Origin of the sequence: Veillonella parvula, assembly GCF_040094895.1 — a bacterium.
Classification (GTDB): Bacteria; Bacillota; Negativicutes; order Veillonellales; family Veillonellaceae; genus Veillonella; species Veillonella parvula_L.
Window position 1 is genome coordinate 555418 of sequence record NZ_JBBNGV010000001.1, and the last position, 24086, is coordinate 579503.

General features: G+C 36.6%; 22 protein-coding genes. All 22 read right to left on the reverse strand.

Annotation, left to right across the window (positions count from 1 at the left end; all coding sequences use genetic code 11):
* The 22 genes from mutL to rlmN all read right to left on the reverse strand — a co-directional run bounded on the left by mutL (nt 1) and on the right by rlmN (nt 24071).
* A complete protein-coding gene (mutL, locus tag AAAT26_RS02560; RefSeq protein ID WP_349208812.1) occupies nt 1-2040 on the reverse strand; it encodes a DNA mismatch repair endonuclease MutL in 2040 nt (679 codons plus the stop codon).
* Nucleotides 2040-4673: a DNA mismatch repair protein MutS gene (mutS, locus tag AAAT26_RS02565; RefSeq protein ID WP_349208813.1), complete on the reverse strand. Its 2634-nt coding sequence runs from the start codon at nt 4671-4673 to the stop codon at nt 2040-2042. The genes mutL and mutS overlap by 1 nt, the downstream gene beginning before the upstream one ends.
* A gap of 26 nt (nt 4674-4699) precedes the next feature.
* Entirely contained in the window at nt 4700-5500 is an 801-nt protein-coding gene (locus tag AAAT26_RS02570) for a class I SAM-dependent methyltransferase (RefSeq protein ID WP_270278759.1), read from the reverse strand.
* A 228-nt stretch (nt 5501-5728) separates the two neighbouring features.
* Nucleotides 5729-7042 carry a tRNA (N6-isopentenyl adenosine(37)-C2)-methylthiotransferase MiaB gene (miaB, locus tag AAAT26_RS02575; protein ID WP_349208814.1) on the reverse strand — a complete coding sequence of 438 codons (1314 nt, stop codon included), beginning with the start codon at nt 7040-7042 and terminating at the stop codon, nt 5729-5731.
* 8 nt (nt 7043-7050) lie between these two features.
* Nucleotides 7051-7926, reverse strand: a complete 876-nt coding sequence (locus AAAT26_RS02580) for an Asp23/Gls24 family envelope stress response protein (RefSeq protein ID WP_004695710.1) — start codon at nt 7924-7926, stop codon at nt 7051-7053.
* Nucleotides 7927-7941: 15 nt separating this feature from the next.
* Complete coding sequence (locus AAAT26_RS02585) at nt 7942-8769, reverse strand: PHP domain-containing protein (protein WP_004695708.1); 828 nt, start codon at nt 8767-8769, stop codon at nt 7942-7944.
* A gap of 116 nt (nt 8770-8885) precedes the next feature.
* The gene (locus AAAT26_RS02590; protein WP_008600855.1) at nt 8886-10604 is read right to left on the reverse strand and encodes a proline--tRNA ligase; all 1719 of its coding nucleotides are present in this window, start codon (nt 10602-10604) and stop codon (nt 8886-8888) included.
* Nucleotides 10598-11683, reverse strand: coding sequence for a flavodoxin-dependent (E)-4-hydroxy-3-methylbut-2-enyl-diphosphate synthase (gene ispG / locus AAAT26_RS02595; protein ID WP_004695704.1), 1086 nt, complete (start codon nt 11681-11683; stop codon nt 10598-10600). Before ispG ends, AAAT26_RS02590 begins: the two co-directional genes overlap by 7 nt.
* 18 nt (nt 11684-11701) lie before the next feature.
* Entirely contained in the window at nt 11702-12718 is a 1017-nt protein-coding gene (gene rseP / locus AAAT26_RS02600; protein ID WP_349208815.1) for an RIP metalloprotease RseP, read from the reverse strand.
* An 8-nt stretch (nt 12719-12726) separates the two neighbouring features.
* On the reverse strand, nt 12727-13872 hold the full coding sequence (locus AAAT26_RS02605) for a 1-deoxy-D-xylulose-5-phosphate reductoisomerase (RefSeq protein ID WP_004695700.1): 1146 nt from the start codon (nt 13870-13872) through the stop codon (nt 12727-12729).
* A gap of 18 nt (nt 13873-13890) precedes the next feature.
* Nucleotides 13891-14715: a phosphatidate cytidylyltransferase gene (locus AAAT26_RS02610; RefSeq protein WP_021148115.1), complete on the reverse strand. Its 825-nt coding sequence runs from the start codon at nt 14713-14715 to the stop codon at nt 13891-13893.
* Between the two features lie 3 nt (nt 14716-14718).
* Nucleotides 14719-15483, reverse strand: coding sequence for an undecaprenyl pyrophosphate synthase (gene uppS, locus AAAT26_RS02615; protein WP_349208816.1), 765 nt, complete (start codon nt 15481-15483; stop codon nt 14719-14721).
* A complete protein-coding gene (locus tag AAAT26_RS02620; RefSeq protein ID WP_004695694.1) occupies nt 15464-15715 on the reverse strand; it encodes a hypothetical protein in 252 nt (83 codons plus the stop codon). Before AAAT26_RS02620 ends, uppS begins: the two co-directional genes overlap by 20 nt.
* Nucleotides 15715-16275, reverse strand: a complete 561-nt coding sequence (gene frr, locus AAAT26_RS02625; RefSeq protein ID WP_004695693.1) for a ribosome recycling factor — start codon at nt 16273-16275, stop codon at nt 15715-15717. Before frr ends, AAAT26_RS02620 begins: the two co-directional genes overlap by 1 nt.
* A gap of 5 nt (nt 16276-16280) precedes the next feature.
* Nucleotides 16281-17006 (reverse strand): UMP kinase, encoded by a 726-nt coding sequence (gene pyrH, locus AAAT26_RS02630; protein ID WP_004695691.1) that lies wholly within the window; start codon nt 17004-17006, stop codon nt 16281-16283.
* Nucleotides 17007-17068: 62 nt separating this feature from the next.
* Complete coding sequence (tsf, locus tag AAAT26_RS02635) at nt 17069-17749, reverse strand: translation elongation factor Ts (protein ID WP_004695689.1); 681 nt, start codon at nt 17747-17749, stop codon at nt 17069-17071.
* A gap of 98 nt (nt 17750-17847) precedes the next feature.
* Nucleotides 17848-18600 carry a 30S ribosomal protein S2 gene (gene rpsB, locus AAAT26_RS02640; protein ID WP_004695687.1) on the reverse strand — a complete coding sequence of 251 codons (753 nt, stop codon included), beginning with the start codon at nt 18598-18600 and terminating at the stop codon, nt 17848-17850.
* 253 nt (nt 18601-18853) lie between these two features.
* Nucleotides 18854-19504 carry a ribulose-phosphate 3-epimerase gene (rpe, locus tag AAAT26_RS02645; protein ID WP_349208817.1) on the reverse strand — a complete coding sequence of 217 codons (651 nt, stop codon included), beginning with the start codon at nt 19502-19504 and terminating at the stop codon, nt 18854-18856.
* Between the two features lies 1 nt (nt 19505).
* Nucleotides 19506-20369 carry a ribosome small subunit-dependent GTPase A gene (gene rsgA, locus AAAT26_RS02650; RefSeq protein ID WP_349208818.1) on the reverse strand — a complete coding sequence of 288 codons (864 nt, stop codon included), beginning with the start codon at nt 20367-20369 and terminating at the stop codon, nt 19506-19508.
* Between the two features lie 8 nt (nt 20370-20377).
* On the reverse strand, nt 20378-22303 hold the full coding sequence (pknB, locus tag AAAT26_RS02655; protein ID WP_008600842.1) for a Stk1 family PASTA domain-containing Ser/Thr kinase: 1926 nt from the start codon (nt 22301-22303) through the stop codon (nt 20378-20380).
* 27 nt (nt 22304-22330) lie between these two features.
* A complete protein-coding gene (locus tag AAAT26_RS02660; RefSeq protein ID WP_004697417.1) occupies nt 22331-23032 on the reverse strand; it encodes a Stp1/IreP family PP2C-type Ser/Thr phosphatase in 702 nt (233 codons plus the stop codon).
* Nucleotides 23025-24071: a dual-specificity RNA methyltransferase RlmN gene (gene rlmN, locus AAAT26_RS02665; protein ID WP_119562931.1), complete on the reverse strand. Its 1047-nt coding sequence runs from the start codon at nt 24069-24071 to the stop codon at nt 23025-23027. Before rlmN ends, AAAT26_RS02660 begins: the two co-directional genes overlap by 8 nt.
* Nucleotides 24072-24086: the final 15 nt, after the last annotated feature.

Consider the following 24086-nt stretch of genomic DNA (forward strand, 5'->3'; position numbering starts at 1 on the left):
TTAAGACCGTAAGAATAATTTACCTAATTCATCAGGTGTAAATTTGATAATCGTAGGACGACCATGAGGACATACATATGGTTTTTCGGTACTAAATAAGTCCTCAATTAAGGTAGTCATTTGATACATATTTAAATTATGACCTGCCTTGATGGCCCCTCTACAAGATGCATAAGCTAACATTTCATGTCGTAATTGGGCCTTAGTAGGCTGTTGATGATCATGTAAGTAAGAGAATATATATTGCAGAATTTCAAATGCTTTTGACTCTACTAAATCTACTGGAGCCCCTACTAATTTTATCTTAGTAGGACCACCTAACTCTACATCAAATCCAAGATCAAGTAATGTTTCTCGTTCTTCCTCTACTAAATTCATTTCATCATCTGTGGCCTCACTATACTGAGGAACCAAAATAGATTGCATAGGAATCGATTCAGAAGACTTACACAACTTATCATAACGCACACGCTCATGTGCAGCATGTTGATCTATGATATATAGATCATCACCTTTTTTAGCTAATATATAACAAGATGCAACTTGACCCATTGGTAAAAAGCCCGAGTTTTGAATTGTACGATCTTCTATCTCTTCGTTACGAATATCGTGAGACAAGGATTTAAACTTCTCTACATCTTCCGAAGTATAACTAGTGTATGCAGTAGGAACAGCTTCAAAACTTTCATCTACAAAAGAGGATTGTTCATAAGTAGCCTTAGGTGCAGGTGGTGTATACCCCTTTGTTTTAAGATTTTCCACAAACTGCGAAGTTTCACCGCGCATGACTTCATAGCCTTTTGTACGGCGTCCACCAAAAACCTTATCATAATCTATAGCTGTTGCTATATGTTCAGCTGACTGCATCGAATCGTGTACAACAGTAGGTGCTTGATAAGAATTATAAGTAGTATTACCAGCTAAGAATGTACTATTAGAACTAAAATTCTTAATATCACTATTACTAGCAATATCATTACCATATTTATCGGATATGTTAGCAACTGTACCCGTCATATAAGATGATGACTCTCGTTCGTATCTCTCATGGAGTGGATTATTTAAAGCATTTAAGATACCGTGATATACGGCTTTAAATATAATCTTATCATCTGAGAATTTAACTTCACTCTTGCGAGGATGTACGTTTATATCAACCATTCTCGCAGGAACAGTAATATTTAGTACCACCAAAGGATGACCATTTTTCGGCAATAGTGCATGGTATGCATTATCGATGGCCTTCATTATGGTTTTATCAGAAATCACGCGATTATTGACGATAATGGTCTGCCATATCCTTGTACTTTTAAGAAGTGTGGGCTTACTCACTACGCCATCGATATAGATAGAATCACTTTCATAGGCAACAGTAAAAATATCATCTTTGGTTTTATATCCATATAGCGCAGCTACAGTATCACTAATATCGCCATTTCCTGGTGTAATAATAGCTACCCGATCATCGATGATAAGCTTAAAAGAAATATGTGGATTACTTAGAGCTAATTTCCCTACAATATCTTGAATTTTAGAGGCTTCTGTACGCTCCGTTTTCAAGAATTTACGACGAGCCGGCGTATTATAAAATAAATCTTTAATTTCGATAGTTGTACCAGGTGCCGCACCATAAGGAATGCAATCGGTAAAAGTGCCGCCATCAACAGTAATACGAGTCCCCAAATCAGAGTCTGCTTTACGAGTAGTCAAAGAGAAATGAGATACAGAGGCAATACTAGCCAAAGCCTCCCCACGGAAGCCTAGGGACGCAATATCAAAGAGGTCCTCTACTTGTTGAATTTTAGAGGTTGCATGACGTAGAATCGCCAAGCGAGCATCTTCCTCCGTCATACCGATACCATTATCAGTAATCCGCATATAGGCCACACCGCCTTCACCAATTTCAACCTCAATATTAGTGGCAGACGCATCAATGGAGTTTTCAATGAGTTCTTTAATAACTGATGCGGGACGTTCAACGACTTCACCGGCAGCTATCTTATTGATTGTCGTTTCATCCAATACGTGAATGGTTGCCATTATTTCCCGCCTCCTTTACGAGCCTCCTCTTGTAGTTCATATAATTTATTTAATGCTTCAATTGGAGTCATACTCATTACATCGACTTCCAGTAAGCTATCTACTACGAAATGGGTAAATAAATTGCCTAGTGGAGAATCACTAACTTGCTTAACAGGTGGTTTTGCCACATTAGTAAGTTGAGCGCCCATAACTCGATTATTTAAGTCACTTGCATCATGACTTTGATCTTCCAAGGATTCTAAAATCACTTCAGCTCGTTTTAATACAGAGTTAGGTAGGCCCGCCAGTCTAGCAACATGGATACCATAACTGCGATCTGCACCACCTTTAATGATACGACGCAAGAAAGCAACATCTTTCCCTTTTTCTTTAACTGCAACGGTATAATTTTTTAATTTACTATAGCTTTCTTCTAAGCAAATCAATTCATGGTAGTGCGTTGCAAATAAAGTCTTGCTATGAATGTGCTTACAAATATGTTCCACTACGGCTTGTGCGATACTCAAACCATCAAAGGTACTCGTACCCCGACCAATTTCATCGAGAATAATTAAACTATTATGAGTAGCATTTTCTAAAATATACGCTACCTCTTTCATTTCTACCATGAACGTGCTTTGACCAGTAGAAATATCGTCGCTAGCACCGACACGTGTAAAAATACGATCCACAGGTGAGATAGATGCCTCACGAGCAGGGATAAAGGAACCAATCTGTGCCATAATCATTAAGATAGCCGCTTGACGCATGTAAGTAGATTTACCTGCCATATTAGGGCCTGTAATGAGTAAAAATTCTTCATCATCATGATTTAGAACGATATCATTTGGTACAAATACCTCACGTTTTAAAAACTTTTCAATAACTGGATGACGACCATCACGAATATTGATTTGACCATTCATTACAATAGTTGGACAAATATAATTTTCTTCATAAGCAACCAAAGCAAGAGAGCACAATACATCAAGGTCTGCAAGAGCACGTGCCGTTTCTTGCACATCTTTGATAACGAGTTTAATGTCATTGCGTAATTGTTGATATAGTTCGTGTTCCAACGCGATGATTTTATCTTTCGCACTGAGAATTTTAATTTCAAACTCTTTTAACTCAGGCGTAATATAGCGTTCAGCATTGGCCAGGGTTTGTTTTCGTATGAAATAGTCCGGTACTTGTTCTGATTTACTATGGGATACCTCGAAATAGTAGCCAAACACTTTATTATAACCAGTCTTAATTTTTGAAAGCCCTGTAGCTTCTTTAATATCCGCTTCCATCTTAGCAAGCCATTGCTCGCTATTAGTCGCTAAAGAACGTAGCTCATCTAAATCAGCATTAAATCCATCTTTAATAACACGACCGTCTTTTAATGTCAACGCTGGTTGCTCTGCAATAGCTCGACATAATAAGTCATAAATATCTTTATGATCTTGCATGCGCTCATTAATAGATGTTAAAGCTAGACTTGAACATGTACCTAATACATTCTTAATATCAGGTAGAACTGCTAATGACTCACGAAGAGCCGTTAAATCTCTGGGAGACACAGATCCGGTTTCAACACGACCAACGATGCGTTCAAAATCGTAAATACAATCTAAAAAGTTACGAATATGAGAACGTTCAGCACCGCGTGTAATAAGTTCTGAAACGGCTGCTTGACGACGTTGTATTTGATTTATATCAGTTAATGGACTTTCAAGCCATTGTTTTAAAAGGCGTGCCCCCATTGGTGTCAACGTACGATCTAGTACATCCAGTAAAGTACCTTTTTGTCCACCATCGCGTAAATTATGAGTAATTTCAAGGTGCCGCAAAGAAGATGTATCAAGAATAAGGCGATTACCTACACTTAATTGATGTACATAGTTGATATGAGAAATTTCAGATTTAATGATATCCTCTAAGTACAAAAGCATATAACCTAATGCTTCCCATACATCCTCTTCCATAAGGCCTAAATCACCGAAATGAGTTACAGCTTTTTCAGCTACTTCACGTTGTGTATAGTATGTAAAAAAAGGAGAAAATACGACATTACTAAATTGATTTTCAATAAAATCCTGAATATCTTGCGGTAATATCGTTCCTTCAGGCAATATGATTTCACTTGGTCTATACATGCTGAGTGCATCGTACATATCACTGCGTTTTTCACAATCAGTAATGCGGTGCCAAATAACTTCCCCTGTAGATACATCAGAAAACACAAGAATCCACGTATCTTTTACCATATAAAATAATGATAAAAAGTTATTTGACCGTGCATCGTTACCATTTTCTGTCATCACTGTACCAGGAGTAACAACTTTAATAACATCCCGCTTAACAATGCCTTTAACTGCTTTAGGATCTTCTAGTTGTTCACAGATAGCAACTTTATATCCTTTTTTTACAAGCGTTTCTATGTAGCTTTCAGCCGCATGAAAAGGAACGCCACACATCGGTGTGCGTTCCTCATCTCCTGTAGGACGACCTGTTAAGGTAATATTAAGTTCACGTGATGCGACTAAAGCATCCTCATTAAATAATTCATAAAAATCACCTAATCGAAAGAACAATAATTCTTCAGAGTATCTAGATTTAATATCTAAATACTGCTCCATCATAGGTGTTTGCTTTTTACTCATATTCACCTCATATATTATGAGTCATATCACAGATTCCGCTTATATTCGTATATTCCCATACGATTATTAAACAAATATATAAACGGGTATAATAATTTATAAACAATAGGTGCTAAGGATAACATACTTCCTGTAAAATTAATCAGTCCAGTCTGTTTAAGCTTAGGATTCATAACTACAATTTCATGACCGTCCTTAGTTCCCCACTGAAAAGAAACATTCATTTTACTAAGCATATCATGTTGTTTAGTGCGTTTCGCCACATATGGAGAAATCATATCAAGATATAACGTAAACTCTTCAAAAGAATCAGTCAGCAAGCCTAAAAACTGCTTCATTTCATCCAGTGTAAGATACATAACTACACCTTCACTAACAAGCAGTAGTTTTCGTCCATTTATCTCAATATTTTTAGTCCACAATTCATCAGTTATAGAACTCACTAAATTATGGACTCGTTCATGAGGCTCAAAAAATTGTGTACGTGCTTCAATCACTCCGGCAAAGTCGATATTATACCAATCAATATAACCGTTGTCGACTCGATAAAACATAGTATCTAAACCGGCACCTAATGATACGACGATACAATCTGGATATAGAGATATAAAGTTTCGTATCTCATCATCGATTACTTTAGCCCGTCCTAAAATTCCATAATAGGACATCTTAACATCTTTAAATTGATCAAAATCATAATCAATATGCTTTAAAATATCCCAGGATTTCTGATCCTTTAATACGGATTGTTCTGACTCATAATCTTTCGCTCTCGCATATAGTGTCAATAATGCCGTTTCGCCTACAGCGTTTAAATCAAGTTTCATAGTTACACCTTCTTTGTAAAAATACAAAATGTAAATGGTGTTCATACCTATGAATATCTTCAATATACAACTTTTATATTATTCTATTATTATAACACATATGATTTCTAATCAGCATCTATGGTAAAAAAGAACATCGCCACCACATGTTTAGCAAACTAATTTTAGATAAAAAATCTAACCTTAGAGTTAACATAATAGTGACGAGTTCTTTTTGATTCTAATAATTTATTTTACAATACTACCATAACAAACCCATGTTTGAGCTTTATCGATATGAGCTGGTACAGTTTGACCAATTGATAGGGAGTCATCCTTAGGGAATAAAACCATTTTATTACCAGATGTACGACCGAACCACATGTCTTCATCACGAGGACTTGGTCCCTCTACAATAATATCAAATACTTGTCCTTCCATAGGTTTATTTAATTCATAAGAGATTTCATTTTGTACATCCATCAATGTTTGTAAGCGAACGCGCTTAATCTCTTCTGGAATTTGATCATCCATAGTTGCTGCTGGCGTTCCAGATCGCTTAGAGTAGATAAACGTATACGCCATGTCATAGCGCACATCTTTTAATAATTGTAATGTAGCTTGAAAATCTTCCTCAGTTTCTCCTGGGAAACCTACAATGATATCCGTAGTCACCACCACATCTTTTATTTTTTTACGGCAATAAGAAAGTAATTCTTTATAATGCTCTACCGTGTAATGACGATTCATTTTCTTTAAAATACGATTGGAACCAGATTGAATAGGTAAATGTAAATGCGTCACAATATTGGATGACCTACCAAGAGCATCAATCATAGACTTACTCATATCTTGAGGATGACTTGTCATATAGCGAATACGTTCTATACCAGGAATACCATCAAGAGCATCAACTAATGTACCAAAATCTGTACCATCTTTAAAATCTAGGCCATAAGAGTTTACATTTTGCCCCAATAAAGTGATCTCTTTAAATCCTTTAACCCCTAGGTCTGTAACCTCTTTAACAATGGCCTCTACAGGACGGCTAATCTCTCTACCACGTACATGGGGAACAATACAATAGGTGCAAAATTTATTACAGCCATTCATAATAGGTACCCATGCATAAAAAGAGCCATTTGGTTTTGCCTCTAATTCAGGCAATACAGAGTTATCCATATCTACGCTGATTTGATGCGTATGTCCATGTTGTACTTCTTCAATCATCTCGTTAATATGTTGAATATTATGAGTGCCTAATACAATATCAATATGAGGAGCTCGTTTAAACATTTCTGCTTGATTTTTTTGAGCCATACATCCTGTGACGGCGATAATCAAGTTTTTATTATTACGTTTTAGTCTTTTTAGCTCACCTATACGCCCATAAACTTTAGTTTCTGCATTTTCACGCACTGCACAAGTATTTAGCAGAATTAAATCTGCAGTTTCAACATTCTCTGTTGGTATATACCCAACAGATTCCAGCTGATGCGATAATCGCTCAGAGTCGGCGGTATTCATTTGACAACCATAGGTGTAAATATAATAAGACTTCATTCTAACTCCTACACTTTAACAATCTTTCGTTTTGTTTCAATAATATTCTTAACTTTAATGGACATGCGTTCAATAGACATGCCGGTAATATATTCAATTTCATTGCGAACAGATTTTTGTACCTGTTGCATCAACGGTTTAACAGGATATCCATGTTCAATAACTACAGCCATATCAACAACAAGACCGTTTTGACCTTTGTCGCTTTTTTTAAAAGAAATTATACTGGTCTCATCAACACCAGCTACTTTTTTTAACCCATTTCTAATCAATTTAATAATTACTTCATCGTCAAAAGTGAGTCGACCATAGTAGCTAAAAGCAGGCCGTACAACAGAACGTTCAAATCCTTCAGAACCAATTTGACCTAAGGTATCTTGATCTTGTTTTTTCAAAGTCCTGCGGCGCCACATGGTTTTGATTGGATCAATCAAATACCCCCTAAAGTGTGGCTTTAATTCCATAGTCGGCACAGGAATTATATGTTTACCCTCTTTAAGACGTGCATGTTGTGCCTTTTCAATTTCCTTAGGTGTTGCAACATCTTCTATACGAATATATCGATCAGGTTCTTGTAAGCCTAAAGCTTTAGTAATCTTCTTAACCATATTATCAGAAGTGCCGATAATCATAAGCTTATTAGGTTTAATCTTATCTAATTGTTCTCGTACGGATTTAACTTGTACTTCGTCTTGAAAAATAGCACGACGAACAGCTTTTAAACGACTAGACTCTTTTTTTGCAGAAAAGCCAGCTACAATTTTATTATCATGAATCAAAATACCATCATCGATGATACATTCAATTTTATTTTCATGAGCAACTACGAGGGCACGATGACTTTTACCTGTGCCACTACTACCTACAAATGCAACGACTTCCATAGTCTACCTCGTCATTTATAACAAACTAATAAATTCTGATACATCCTTACCAGATACTAAGTAATCACCAAATCTATCAGGTTTCTTGCCTACAATACCATGGTAATCAGAACCACCAGTAATAAATAGCTTATGCTTTTTAGCGAATTCTTTATATCGCTCCACATCATCATCATTATGCTTTGAGTGATATACCTCCATACCATCAAAATCATAATTTAACATTTCCAACACATATTCATCACTGGTAACCAATTTAGGATGAGCCATAACAGCAAGTCCTCCAGCTTTATGTATAATATCAATAATATAAGGAACCTCTACTTTTACCTTAGGAACATAGCAAGGACTATCTTTTCGAAGAATACCTTTAAATACATCATTAATATCCTTGGCATAACCACCATCAATTAAAAGTTTACCAATATGTGGGCGACCATAAGCTTTAGTATCAGGAAATTGTTTAATGAGCTCTTCTTTTGTAATATAATATCCTTCATTATTACAACGACGGATAATTTCATCGATACGTTCTTCACGTTTTCCTTTAAAAAACGTAATAAAATCGATTAAATCTTTATTATTTTCATCAAAACAATATCCTAAAATATGAATTGACTTATCTTTATAATCAGCACTAAATTCACAGCCATTTACGATTTTAATAGATTCATTAGGATCTAACTTCTTTTGAGCAGCACGCAATGCTTGAATGCCGTCTATTTCATCATGATCGGTTAAAGCCATCATAGATACATTACAGTCTATGGCATGTTGCAATAGATCTTTAGGTGTTTCAACACCATCTGAAAAGATGGAATGCATATGAAAATCTACAAGCATATAGCACCTCCATTCCAAATATTCTATCATTTAATTATGACTTATTTAATCTATTAATTCAAGTTTAGAAAGAAAAATTGCGACCCTAATGAACATTCACTAGAATCGCAATTCTATTATAAGTTTTGAAGCAATTCTGTTACTTTATCAGATACAGAATCAATAGCACATGGAAGAGCTTCTCCAGACTTACGGATTTGAATTTCTACTTCGTTATTCTCAAGAGTATTTTTACTTACTGTAATGCGAAGTGGATAACCAATCAAATCAGCATCTTTGAACTTAACACCTGCACGATCTTTACGATCATCTAACAATACATCTACACCAGCATTTTGTAATGCAGTATAAATAGTTTGACTAGTAGACATTAATGCTTCGTCTTTTGCATTAATTGGAACAATAACTGCTTCAAATGGAGCGATAGAACGTGGCCAAATAATACCATTTTCATCGTGATATTGCTCAATAGCAGCAGCTAGTGTACGAGATACACCGATACCATAGCAACCCATAATCATTGGATTAGGACGACCATTTTGATCTAAGAATGTAGCTTGTAATGCTTCAGAATACTTTGTACCCAATTTAAATACTTGACCCACTTCGATGCCTTTAGCATGTTCTAAAGCACCCCCACATTTAGGACACACATCGTCCTTCGTGATTAAACGAATTGGAGCAACAATAATATCTTCTACATTAAAGTCCCGTTTTGGATTGATATTAACGTAGTGAGCATCTTTTTTATTAGCGCCACCACAAACATTGTAAGTTTCCATAACAGATTCATCAACAACAATAGCAAATTCTTCTGTTTGTTTTAAACCAATAGGACTGATGAAACCAGCTATTAAACCTACTTTTTCCAATTCTTCAGGGGTGGCCATCTCAGGCTCTACAGCACCAAGAACGGCATGTTGTACAGCGACTTCATTTACTTCATGGTCACCACGAACAATGGCTAATACCACTTTACCATCAATAGAAAATACTACCGCTTTGATAGTTTTATGTAATGGTAAATTTAACATGTCTGCCACAGCTTCAATAGAACTTGCATTTGGTGTATCCACAACAGATAACTCATGAAGAACTTCTTCGTCTTGCTTCATGATACCAGGCTTGCCGATTTCAATGTTAGCTGCATAATCACACTTAGTACAATATACGATATCAGCTTCACCAGCTTCGGCAATGGCCATGAACTCATGCGTACCACTACCACCGATTGCACCACTATCAGCCTCTACTGGGCGGAATGTAAGACCACAACGTGTAAAAATACGTGTATATGCATCGTACATAGATTTATAGGATTCATCTAAACCCGCTTCATCTACATCAAAAGAATAAGCATCTTTCATAATGAATTCACGGCTACGCATCAAGCCATAACGTGGACGACGCTCATCACGGAATTTACTTTGAATTTGATATAAGTTGACTGGTAATTGACGATATGAGTTAATCTCATTTTTAACGAGGGTTGTAATCATCTCTTCATGTGTTGGTCCTAGACAAAACTCATTATCATGACGATCATTGATACGCATCATTTCTGCGCCATATGCGTTCCAACGGCCAGACTCTTTCCAAATTTCTGCAGGCTGTAAAATTGGCATCATAATTTCTTGAGCACTAGCACGATCCATTTCTTCACGTACAATAGCTTCAATCTTTTTAATACTTCTCCAACCTAATGGTAAAAAACTATATAAACCATTTGCAGTTTTACGCATAAAACCAGCGCGAAGCATAAGCTGTTGGCTTACTACATCAGCGTCAGATGGAACCTCACGCAATGTAGGTGCATATAATTTAGTGGCTAACATAAAGACTCCTCATCTAAATTTTCTAAATATTGGTCAATTTCTCTAAACAATGTATCTACTAATTCGGCTTCTGGTACAGTCTTAATAACTTTCCCTTTACGGAAAATAATACCTTGACCATCACCACCAGCAATACCAAAGTCGGCCTCACGCGCTTCCCCTGGACCATTTACAACACACCCCATAACGGCAACCTTAATAGGCGCTTTTATGGATGCTAGACGTTCTTCTACAATACCAGCCATATCAAATAAATTTACTTGGCAACGACCACATGTAGGACAAGATATCATAGTGGCCCCAAAATTTCTTAATCCTAAGCTACTTAAAATACTTCTACCTACTTCAATTTCGTGAATTGGATCTCCAGTTAAGGATACCCGTAATGTATCACCAATGCCATCGAGCAATAATGCACCAATCCCCATAGCAGATTTAATAGTGCCTTGTTTAATAGTACCAGCTTCTGTTACACCTAAATGTAACGGATAAGGAATCTTATCAGATAACTTACGATATGCTTCCACCATTAGAGGTACTTCCGTTGCTTTAATAGATAATTTCATTTGACGATAATCGAGTTTTTCTAAAATTCTTACGTGTTCTAAAGCTGTTTCAACCATACCATCCGCTGTAGGATGTCCTCCATGAGCATCGAGAATATGCTTTGGTAAAGAGCCTGCATTAACACCAATGCGAATTGGGATTTGTTTAGGTTTTGCCTTTTCAATAACGGCTAAAACCTTATCTTCACCACCAATATTTCCTGGATTAATGCGCAATCCATCAACATTATTTTCAATAGCTTCTAAAGCTAATCTATAATCAAAGTGAATATCGGCGATCAAAGGAATTGAAATGCCCGCTCTAACAGCCTTTAAAGCCTTTGCAGATGCCATTGTAGGAACGGCGACACGAACCAGTTCACAACCAGCCTCTGCTAAATGATTAATTTCTGCAATTGCCTTCTCTGTATGTACTGGATCCGTAGTAATCATAGATTGAATACTTACCGGTGCATAATCGCCGATTTTAACTGTACCTACATAGATACCATTTGTTGGTTTACGTACAATCATTGTAATCTCCCATCTGTCTTATAGTAAACGGAAAATATCCTGCGTTGTTACATATAAGAATAATGCTACCATTAAGGCAACCCCAACCATTTGTATATACATAAGAGCTTTAGCAGGTAATCTACGGCCTGTTATAGCTTCCGCCAAGATAATAATCAAGTGACCACCATCTAAAACAGGTAATGGTAAAAGATTAATAACCCCTAAGTTAATACTAAGGAATGCAGCAAAACTTAATAGTGGTGCAAATCCTGATTGTGCAATAGCACCTGCCATTTGGGAAATTCCTACTGGACCAGATAATTCGGCTGCTTGTGTGCCACGAATCATATCGTAAATCCCACTGACCATAGCAACAATAGTTTGCCCCGTCCGACTAACAGCAAGGCTCAAAGATTCACCAATACTATAAGTTTCACGAGTAAAGCTAGGGTAGATGCCAATCTTAGGACTATCTTGTTCCATTTTAGGTATTACCGTAGTCTCTATAGTTTTTCCTTCACGCTCTACAACAACAGTTACATCATGGTTTGCTGTGCCTTGTAAGTTAGGACGAATATCATCCCAAGTACTAATTTTTTTACCATCAATCGTAATAATTCTATCGTTAGCTTCTAAATGAGCCTGTTCTGCAGAACTACCGGCAATAATGTTACCAATTACAGGTTCATTTGTATATGTAAGATTTCCTACAGTCACATTTAGGCCAAAGAAAAGTACAATGGCTAATATAAAGTTAAATACAGCCCCTGCAGAAATAACAATAAATTTTTTCCACGCAGGTTTATTATAAAAGGAGCGCTCATTAAGAGGCTCGTCAGGTGTCATACCAGCAATACGATTAAATCCTCCAAGAGGAATTATACGAATAGAATATAAAGTTTCCCCTTTTTGTACTTTAAATATGGCTGGACCAAAACCTATAGCAAATTCATCAACTTGCATACCTGACATCTTAGCTGTAATAAAATGGCCTAATTCATGAATAAACACGATTAAACCAAATACAAATATTGTGGCTAATGCCGTAATCATATATTCTCCTATAACATCAACGATGTTGCCTTTTCACGGGCCCATCTATCGATGGATAATAAATTATCTAATGTAAAATCATCTTCTGGTCCCATAGATTCAAGAACAGAAGTAACGACTTTATAAATATCACCAAAGGCGATTTTATCTTCTAAAAAGGCATATACTGCCGTTTCATTGGCTGCATTAAATACAGCAGGTTTAAATCCACTAGCACGTCCTACCTCATACGCAAGTCGAAGTGCAGGAAAATCGTCATATCGTGGAGGTAAAAACTCCAATTGTAGAGCTTGAGTAAAATCAAGATGATTCATACTTAAAACTTCACGTTTTGGATACGTCAAAGCATATTGAATGGGCTCGCGCATATCTGGATTACCCATTTGCGCTAATATCGCACCATCCTTCATACGTATCATAGAATGAACAATACTTTGAGGATGTACTACTACATCAATATGATCAAAATCGAAACCAAATAACCAGTGAGCTTCTATTACCTCTAATCCTTTATTAAATAAGGATGCAGAGTCTATAGTTATTTTATTACCCATATTCCAGGTAGGATGTCGCAAACAATCTGCAGCAGTTGCAGTTTGAATTTTACTAGAATCCCATGTGCGTAAAGGACCACCAGAAGCAGTGACAATTAAAGAATCAACATTGTCACGTTTCTGTCCTTCTAAGCACTGAAATATAGCACTATGTTCACTATCGATAGGTAGGATTTGCACGCCATGTTCTTTAGCTAAAGCCGTAATTAATGGACCTCCAGCAACAAGAGTTTCTTTATTAGCAAGACCTATAGTCTTACCTTGTTTTATAGCTTCCACTGTAGGCTCAATGCCCGCAGCACCTACAATAGCAGTAACAATCATTGTTGCCTCTTGAATTGTAGCTGCTGCAATGAGGGCTTCCTTACCACCTATCAATTTTGTAGGACCTGTATAGCGTGCTTGTAATTCTTTAAAAGCACCTTCATCTACAAGACCCGCCACCAAAGGTTTATATTCTTTAATCTGATGTTCTAAGAGGTCAATATTATGATGTGCCACTAAGGCAACCACCTTGAATTGATCTGGATGTTGAGACACCACATCAAGCGTCTGTGTACCGATTGAGCCAGTACTGCCGATAATACTTAGGTATTTCATAAGTGTACCTCTATGAAATTAGTACGAAAATAGTAATATATATATTAATGTAATAGGAGCCGCAAATAATAAACTATCAAAGCGATCCAATACACCGCCATGACCTGGTAATAATGTACCAGAATCTTTTACATTACATAGTCGTTTAATCTTTGATTCAAACAAATCACCTAATGGTGCTAATATACCGCTAATCATACCTACATGGATTCCCATCCACCAAGGAATGCCAACGATATACGAAAATACTGCACCTGTAAGGATACAGCCGATAAATCCACCAATAAAACCTTCTAGTGTTTTATTAGGACTAATGGATGGTACTATTTTACGTTTACCAAAAGCTCGACCTGAAAAGTATGCAAAGGTATCGCTAGCCCAAGTAGTAAACAATAATAACCAAAGTGTAATAGTGCCCCAGTTATATAGTTCAAAAGGCATTGATAAATTCATGTAAATTGAATCATGACGAATCAAGAGCAATGAAGTCATACCCATACCAATATATAATAAACCAAATACACTAAAGGATACACTAGACATCGAGTACTTAGTTTCACCAAATGTACACAACATATAATTGGCAAATAAACTTAATACTAAAATAGCTATAGCTATAATATACTGATGACATGCAAGAGCAATCATTAGCAATAAAATGCTAATATATCCCCATATAATGGATATCCGAACACGTTTAGCTTTACCAAGTAATACAAACTCACGCCACCCTAATAAAGCTAAAAGTGTAATTAGCACATCATACACTAATCCACCAAATGTAATGGCCCCTAAGGCAATAATAAAACCAATAACAGCGGTAATAACACGTGTTTTTAACATTTTTTATTCCTCATCACATAAGCCACCAAATCGGCGTTCTCGTTTCTGATATGCCGCCACAGCTTCAAGTAAAGTTTCCTTAGTAAAATCTGGCCAATGCAAATCGGTAAACCAAAATTCAGCATACGCTAGTTGCCATAACAAAAAATTACTAATTCTAAAATCACTACTAGGACGAATTAATAAATCTACATCACTAAACTCTTTAGTGAATAATTGAGAACTTATATATTCTTCAGTAATTTTGTCCATTGTAATAACGCCATCCGCAACGGATTTTACAATGTCGCGGATAGTTCTAACTATTTCATCACGCCCACCATAGTTAATCGCTAACTGTAATGTGAGGCCTGTATTATTCTGAGTTAATAATTCTGCATCTTGAATGATTTTTTGTAGGTCTTCTGAAAGCCCTCCAATAAAACCAATAAATCGAATGCGTACATTATGTTCATGCATAAACTTAACATTATTATTTAAGTATTCTTTTATGAGAGACATAAGTAAAGAAACTTCCTGTTCAGGACGTTTCCAGTTCTCCGTGGAGAAACCATATACCGTAAGAGCTCTAATTCCGATCTCATCTGCGGCCATAACAATTTCTTTTAATACATCTGCACCAGCACGATGCCCCATGGAGCGCGGCATGCCTCTGCGTTTAGCCCATCGTCCATTACCATCCATAATAATAGCAACATGTTGTGGAATTATATTACGATCAATGACAGGCGTATCAGAACGTTTACGGTTAAATAATTTCTTTAGCATAGTCTACCTCGATAGAATTTCCGAAGTCGCTGGCAATCATTGGTCTATATAGTAGTATATGTAAGCACTCATCAACCTTTGTAATACGTGCCACATAAAATCCTTTATCTGAAATTTCAAAGAAGCGATTAAAGGATCCACCAATCATTACCTTAAAAGGAATATGGGCAGCCTGCAAACGAGACTTTGCAAGCTGCCATGGTATTCCAATAAGGCTATTAGAATCTAACATTATACTTCTAATACGTCCTTTTCTTTTACTGCTTTTAACTCATCGATTTGCTTAACTTTAGCATCGGTAAGCTTCTGGATTTGATCTAAACCATCTTTAGCATCATCTTCAGTAATCGTTTTAGCTTTCTCTTCTTTTTTTAATGCTTCATTTACATCGCGACGAATGTTGCGCACTGCAACTTTTGCATCTTCAGCCTTTTTATGAACTACTTTAACGATTTCTTTACGACGTTCCTCAGTTAATTGAGGAATACTTAAACGAATTTGTGCACCATCATTACCAGGGTTCAAACCTAAATCAGATTGTAAAATTGCTTTTTCAATAGCACCAATCATTGTTTTATCCCAAGGTGCAATCACAATCATTCGAGGTTCAGGCACGGAGATATTCGCAACTTGATTAATGGGTGATGGACTTCCATAATAATCAACCATTACTTTATCAAGTAGTGCTACACTAGCACGGCCTGTACGAATAGATGCGAATTCATGTTTTAAAGCCTCAATAGACTTATTCATGCGGTCTTCTGCTTGTTGTAACAATTCTTTAATTTCCATATGAATTATTCTCCTCGAACAATGGTCCCTATTTCTTCACCTTTAGCAGCTTTTGTAATATTACCAGGAATATCCATGCTAAATACAATAATAGGAATATTGTTATCTTTACATAAAGTTGTAGATGTAGCATCCATTACTTTTAATTCTTTTGTGATAATCTCGTTATATGTTAATTCATCAAATTTAACAGCATTAGGATTTGTCTTAGGGTCAGAATCATATACGCCATCTGCAAATTTCTTTGCCATTAAAATAGCATCGGCTTCAATTTCAGCGGCCCGTAATGCAGCTGTTGTATCTGTAGAGAAGTAAGGTTTACCAAGGCCAGCACCGAAGATGACGATACGTTTTTTTTCTAAATGACGAATAGCGCGACGACGAATATAAGGTTCTGCAATTTCTTGCATTTCGATAGCCGTTTGTACACGTGTATCTACACCAGCTTGTTCTAATGCATCTTGCAATGCTAAGGAGTTCATCACTGTTGCAAGCATCCCCATATAGTCAGCAGTAGCACGATCCATACCTTGATTGCTACCAGCTAAACCTCTCCATAGGTTACCACCACCAACAACAATTGCGATTTCTAAATTAGTGGATTTTGCTAAAGCAGCAATTTCTTTTGCAAATTCTTCGACAACATCAGGATTAATACCAAAACCTTGTTCACCTGCTAATGCTTCACCACTCAACTTTAAAACAATACGTCGAAAGTTTCTTTTTGCCATATTTTTACTCCTCTATTGCAAAATAAGAGAACACTGTACGGTGTTCTCTTATTGTTTATTAATTATTTACCAACAGATGCCATTACTTCTGCTACGAAGTCATCTTGGCGTTTTTCAATGCCTTCACCTAAACCATAGCGAACAAAACGACGTACGTTGATGTTTTCACCGATTTTTGCAATACTTTCATTAATGATGTCTGTAACAGTTTTATCACCATCTTTAATGAATACTTGTTCTAATAGGCAATTTTCTTTATAGAATTTTTCGATACGGCCAGCAACCATTTTTTCTAAAACAGCTTCAGGTTTTGGTTTACGACCAGCTTTAACGTCTTCTTCAGCTTCTACTTTAGCTTGTTCCAATAATACTTGTTTTTCGTGTTCAATGACTTCAGTAGGAACTTCTTCACGGTTCAAGTATGTAGGATTTACAGCCGCAATTTGCATTGCGATATCACGTGCTAAATTTTGGAAATCATCAGTTTTTGCAACGAAGTCAGTTTCACAGTTCACTTCCACTAAAACACCGATACGACCACCTGCATGAATGTAGGATTGTACTACACCTTCAGCTGCAATACGACCAGCTTTTTTAGCTGCCGCAGCCAAACCTTTTTCACGAAGAAGGTCAACCGCTTTATCGATATTACCGTCAGTTTCAACCAATGCTTTTTTAGCGTCCATCATACCTGCGCCAGTCATGTCGCGCAATTCTTTTACCAAAGCAGCAGTAATTGCCATTATTTTGTTCCTCCTAGTATTAATTAAGGTAAGGATATAGTCCTTACCCCAATTATATATGTTATAGATTTATCTTTCAAATGCTAATACGACAACGATTAAGCTTTACCGTCTCTAACCATTTCAGCAGAGTCAGCTACCATGTTATCTAATGCTTCTTCGAAGGATTCGCCTTGACGACCTTCAAGAACAGCGTCAGCCATTTTACCAGCCAACAATTTAACAGCACGGATAGCGTCGTCATTTGCTGGAATTGGGAAATCAACTTCATCTGGGTCACAGTTAGTGTCAACTGTTGCAACTACTGGAATGCCCAATTTTTTAGCTTCCGCAATAGCAATTTTTTCTTTTTTAGGATCTACTACGAAAAGAGCACCTGGCATTTTAGGCATATCTTTGATACCACCAAGGTATTTTTCCAATTTATCCATTTCATGACGAAGACCGATAACTTCTTTTTTAGGCAATACTTCGAAAGTACCGTCTTCTGCCATAGCTTCCAATTGTTTTAAACGTTTAATACGAGTTTCAATTGTTTTGAAGTTAGTCAACATACCGCCTAACCAACGTTCGTTAACGAAGAACATGTTAGCACGGATAGCTTCTTCTTTAATAGCTTCTTGAGCTTGTTTTTTAGTACCTACAAACAAGATTACTTCGCCTTGGGAAGCAACTTCACGCAAGAAATTGTAAGCTTCTTCTACTTTTTTAACTGTTTTAGACAAATCAATGATATAAATACCATTGCGTTCAGTGAAGATGAATTTCGCCATTTTAGGGTTCCATCTTCTAGTCTGATGACCAAAGTGTACACCAGCCTCTAATAATTGTTTCATTGATACTACTGCCATTGTGGCACCTCCTGTTAATTAACCTCCGCCGCTTCATCCTTCGGGTCACCCAAAATTAGGCACAGTACCGAAGTCCACTGACGTGCATATTTTTCATACCTAATAATTTTAACAAAAAATCATAGCAAAAGCAAGCAAGGAGTGAGGAATTCTTTAAGTATTCCTCACTCCTTATTTTAAATACATTCTCTTTCTTATTGATGTACGATCTTATATTCAAATTTGAATTATAGAATATTATGAAACTATTTATTTAATTATTGCGAATGGAGTCAATCATACTTGCACGATTTTCTGCTCCAAACACTGCAGAACCAGCAACTAAAACTGTAGCCCCCGCTCTTTTAATCGGTACACAAGTAATATCGTTAATACCACCGTCCACCTCAATGACTGCCGTTGAATTGTCTAATTCTTCTAACAATATCTTAGCTTGTTTAACTTTTTTTATGGCATTCTTAATAAAAGATTGTCCTCCAAATCCTGGATTCACAGACATAATTAAAATCATATCTAAATCTGCAGCTACATCTTCTAGTAGAGATACAGGTGTACTAGGATTCAATGCTACACCAGCCTTCATCCCACACTGCTTGATATGTTGAATCAAACGATGCATATGAGGTACAGTTTCTTGATGAAAAGTAAAATATTCTACACCAATTTTTGCAAATTCTTCTACATAATCACCAGGATTAGTAACCATCAAATGCACATCAAATGGTAATTTTGTATATGGACGAATGGCTTTCACAATGGGAGCACCAAAGGTTAGATTCGGAACAAAGTGTCCATCCATGATGTCGATATGTAATAAGTCAGCCCCCGCTGCTTCAATAGATTTTAATTCCTCGCTTAACACCGCAAAATTTGCGGAAAGCATAGATGGTGCAATTTTTATCATATTAAAACCTCTTTCGTTGACTTTCTATATCATTACGTATAGACATATAAGCATCATATCGTCCTTGATGAATATGACCAGCTTCTAGAGCAGCTTTAATCCCACAAATGGGTTCATGTTCATGATAGCAAGGATTAAATTTACAAGTATCAACATATTCACCAAATTCTGGGAATAATGTAGGCAATCTTTCAAGGGAAACATCATTAAATTCAATAGCACTAAATCCAGGTGTATCCATGATAAAAGAATCTGCATCTAAACTATATAAAGAAGCATGACGAGTAGTATGTTTGCCACGTTTAATCTTATCACTTACCTCCCCAGTCTGGAACGCAAATTTTGGGTCTACCGAATTTAAAAGACTACTTTTACCAACACCAGATGGTCCTGCAAAAGCCGTTACCTTATGTTGAAGCACATGACGTAAATCATCAATGCCTGTCATATTATATGTGGATGTCATCAAAACCTCATAGCCGATTGATTTATAAAGATCAACCATAGCTTTCGTCTCTGAATCCATCAAGTCACATTTATTGATACATAGTACAATAGGTATATCCGCATGTTCAATCATAACGAGCATTTTATTGAGTAATAACTCATTAATATCTGGTTCATGGGCAGCCACAACTAATACAACTTGGTCAATATTAGCTACTGCAGGGCGAACCATCGAATTATGACGTTCATGGATGGATTCAACGAACCCATCCTCCGAAATCGTAACGCGGTCCCCTACAAGTAAACTATAGCGTCCTTGCTTAAGTCTGCCACGAACCTTACATTCATGAATGGTACCTGTATCATCTTGTACATAAAAGTACCCATTCATATTTTTGACAACAATGCCTGTAATCATAGTACCTCTTATAATGCAGTTTCTTGCACTAATGCACCATTGAGGTACACCTCAATACGTACATTACCTACACCAGACACTTTTTTAACAACACGATCTCCAGGTTTATTCGTATCATCATAGATTACGGCAGAACCTTCATCATCTTTTACGACAATTTTAAGTTCTTGATTTTTAGAACCAGCTGGTACAGTAACATCTATAGTACCAGTTGTTTTATTACCACTGTTTCCTTCTTTTTTATCGGATTTCTTTTTATCATCTTTGAACTCAGTCGTAAGATTTAATGTGGAACCTTCGTCAATTTCATCACCAGCTTTAATGCTTTGCTCTATAACCACAGATTTTTCTTCCACAGATCCAGATACTTGGTTTACACCTAGTTGAATATTACTCAATGTATCACGAGCATCTTTTAATGTCATACCAACAAGATTAGGTACTTTGACTTTCTTAGCCTTCGCTTTATTTACTACGAGATCAATTGTTGTCCCTTTAGACACTTTAGAATCTCCTGAAGGACTCTGAGCAATAATTACACCATCTTTTTTACCATCTACAGATTGCTGTGTTATTTTCCCCACAACTAAACCTAAATCTTTAAGTCGTTGACGGGCTTGATCGACAGTTAAATCAGTTAAATCTGGCACCGTAATATCGCCTACACCTTTAGAAACTACAAGGTGAATCGTCCGTTGCTCTTTAACCTTTTCTCCAGCCCCAGGTGTTTGAGAAATAACTTGACCAGCTGGCACATCAGGATTCGTAACTTCACTTGTAGACACACGCAAATGTTTATCTTCTAAGATATTTTTTGCTACAGAAACTTGTTTGCCTACCACATTAGGTACATCTACTGTTGTATTACTCCAGAAATTTCCGTAGCTTAAGAAAGCACCTAAAAATGCTACTAAAAAAATGACAGCAGCACCTAGAACGATGTATTTTTGTGGAATCGATGCAATTTTACTTAACATACTCTTCTTTTTACCCTCGTCTTTACGTTCTTCTTGAATAGTACTTAGATCTTCAAGTGCTTCAGGATCAACCGCAGGAATCATTTGTGTAGCAAAATCATATGGTTCATGACGTTGTGTTTTCCCCATTGTAAAACCTTGAGATAACCGCAAATCACTGATCATATCAGAGATAGAATCAAAACGATCTGCAGGATTTTTAGATAATGCTTTCATAACAACAGCTTCTAAAAGCGGAGGAATTGATGGATTATATCGAGTTGGAGGTTCTACCTTCTCACGAACGTGTTTTAATGCTACTGCAATTGGCGTTTCCCCTTCAAATGGTACACGACCTGTAAGCATTTCATACAATACAACACCCAATGAATAGATATCTGTATTTCCATCTACCGGTTTACCACTAGCTTGCTCTGGTGATAAATAGTGTGCAGAACCCAAAATCGAATTCGTATACATAACTGTGTTAGTTGCATTTATTGCACGAGCAATACCAAAGTCAGTTACTTTAACGCGCCCAGTATTGGTAATAATAACATTATGTGGTTTTATATCACAATGAACAATACCCATTGTATGAGCGTGTTCTAAGCCTTCAGCTATGGCGATAGTAAATTTAACAGCCTCATCTATAGACAGTCTTCCATGACGAGTTATATATTTCTTTAAGGTTTCACCATCTACATATTCCATGACAATGTAATGTAAATTTTGGTCAAAACCTACATCATACATATTTACAATATTGGGATGATTTAATTTACCTGCCGCTTGTGCTTCTCGTTTAAATCGAGTCACAAATTCATCATCATTTGCAAAATTAGCATGCAATACTTTTATTGCTACTTGTCTACCTAGTAAGGTATCTTCTCCAAGGTATACATCAGCCATTCCACCAACGCCAATTTTATCAACAATACGGTAGCGGTTATCTAGAAGTATGCCTTTTATATTCATAGTACTCATTATTTCTCCATTTCTAGATTAGATTGTTCCCACCACAATGGTCACATTATCTCCTGCTCCGACTTCATATACAGCTTCCATCAATGATTCAATAACCAACATATCATCATCCGTTGATTGTAATGCAGAGGCAATTACATCATCAGATACATAGCCACTTAATCCATCAGTGCAAAGTAAAATACGATCACCGGGAAGAATAGACTCTACACCACTATCAACCTCTAAGATTTCATCAACACCGACTGCACGGGTTAATAAATTACGTTGAGGGTGATTTAGCATTTCATCCTTTGTAATCTCTCCAGCTGTTAATAATTCTTGTACCATAGAATGATCCGTAGTAATTTGTCGTAAATGACCATCTCTATATACATACAAACGACTATCACCAACACTTGCCCAGTAAAGTTGATTACCATTTATAGCTGTAACTACAGCGGTAGTACCCATACCAGCAAGTCGTTCTTCACAAGCAACGCGATTTACAATACGTTGATTAGCGTGAATTATAGCATCACATAAGTCTTGTTGACCTATCGTTTCAAGGGAGGACAAATATTCTTTTATTTCATCTACAGCATAGGTACTTGCGATTTCACCACCGCTATAACCACCCATGCCATCAGTAACAGCACAAATATGGCCATCAATGAAAAAACGGTCCTCGTTACGCTGGCGTACAAGCCCAATTTTACTTAAACCAACAAAATTATTCATGATTCTCCTTTTTCCGACCATGAGCAGCCTTTAACTGTCCACATGCGGCTTGGATTGCATCGCCCATTTCCTTTCGTACCGTTACTGATACGCCATAGGAACTAACGATGTCTTTAAATGTATTCATATTCGTAATAGATGGTTTATATAATTCAATATGTTCATTGCCATTAACTGGGATCAAGTTAACATGACAATTTGGGAAATCTTTACAGATTTTCCCCAAAGCATGAGCATCATCCATAGATGCATTTACAGAATCTATAAGAATATACTCAAAGGTAACACGACGCTGTGTCGTATTATAATAGTATTTTACCGCATCTAAGACTTCCGTCAATTCATAACGTGCCCCAACGGGCATAATACTACGACGAACTTCATTATTTGTAGCATGTAATGAAAGTGCTAAGGTTATTGGCAAACCTTCATCAGCTAATTTATAAATATTAGGAACCCAACCACAAGTGGAAATCGTCATCTTACGATAACTAATATTACAAATCATAGGATCATGTAGTAGTTGTAATGCTTGTAATACATTATCATAATTTTGTAAAGGCTCCCCTGCGCCCATAACGACAACAGAGTGTATTTCCTCTTTAGTAAGAGCCCCAAATATGACAACTTGTCCAATAATCTCAGAGACTGTTAAATCTCTGTATAAGCCACCTTGTGTAGAAGCACAGAATACACATCCCATAGCACACCCCACTTGAGAGGAAACACATACAGAATACCCATAGTGTTGCTCCATCAAAACTGCTTCCACACGACTTTGATCTGACATCTCTACAAGTATTTTGCGAGTCTTTCCATCAGGGGCAATAGACTCTGTAATTAATGTAGGTAAAGAAATAACACAATTGTCACCTAGCCATTGACGTAAGTCTTTCGGAAATTGTGTCATGTCTTCAAAATCAAAAATATATCTATGATATATATAGTCAATTAATTGTTTCGCTCGAAACTTTTGTATATTATGGGTCTTAAAGATAGATTGTAATTCTTCTAAAGACTTACCCAATAATTCTATCATGGTGCTCCATTTCTT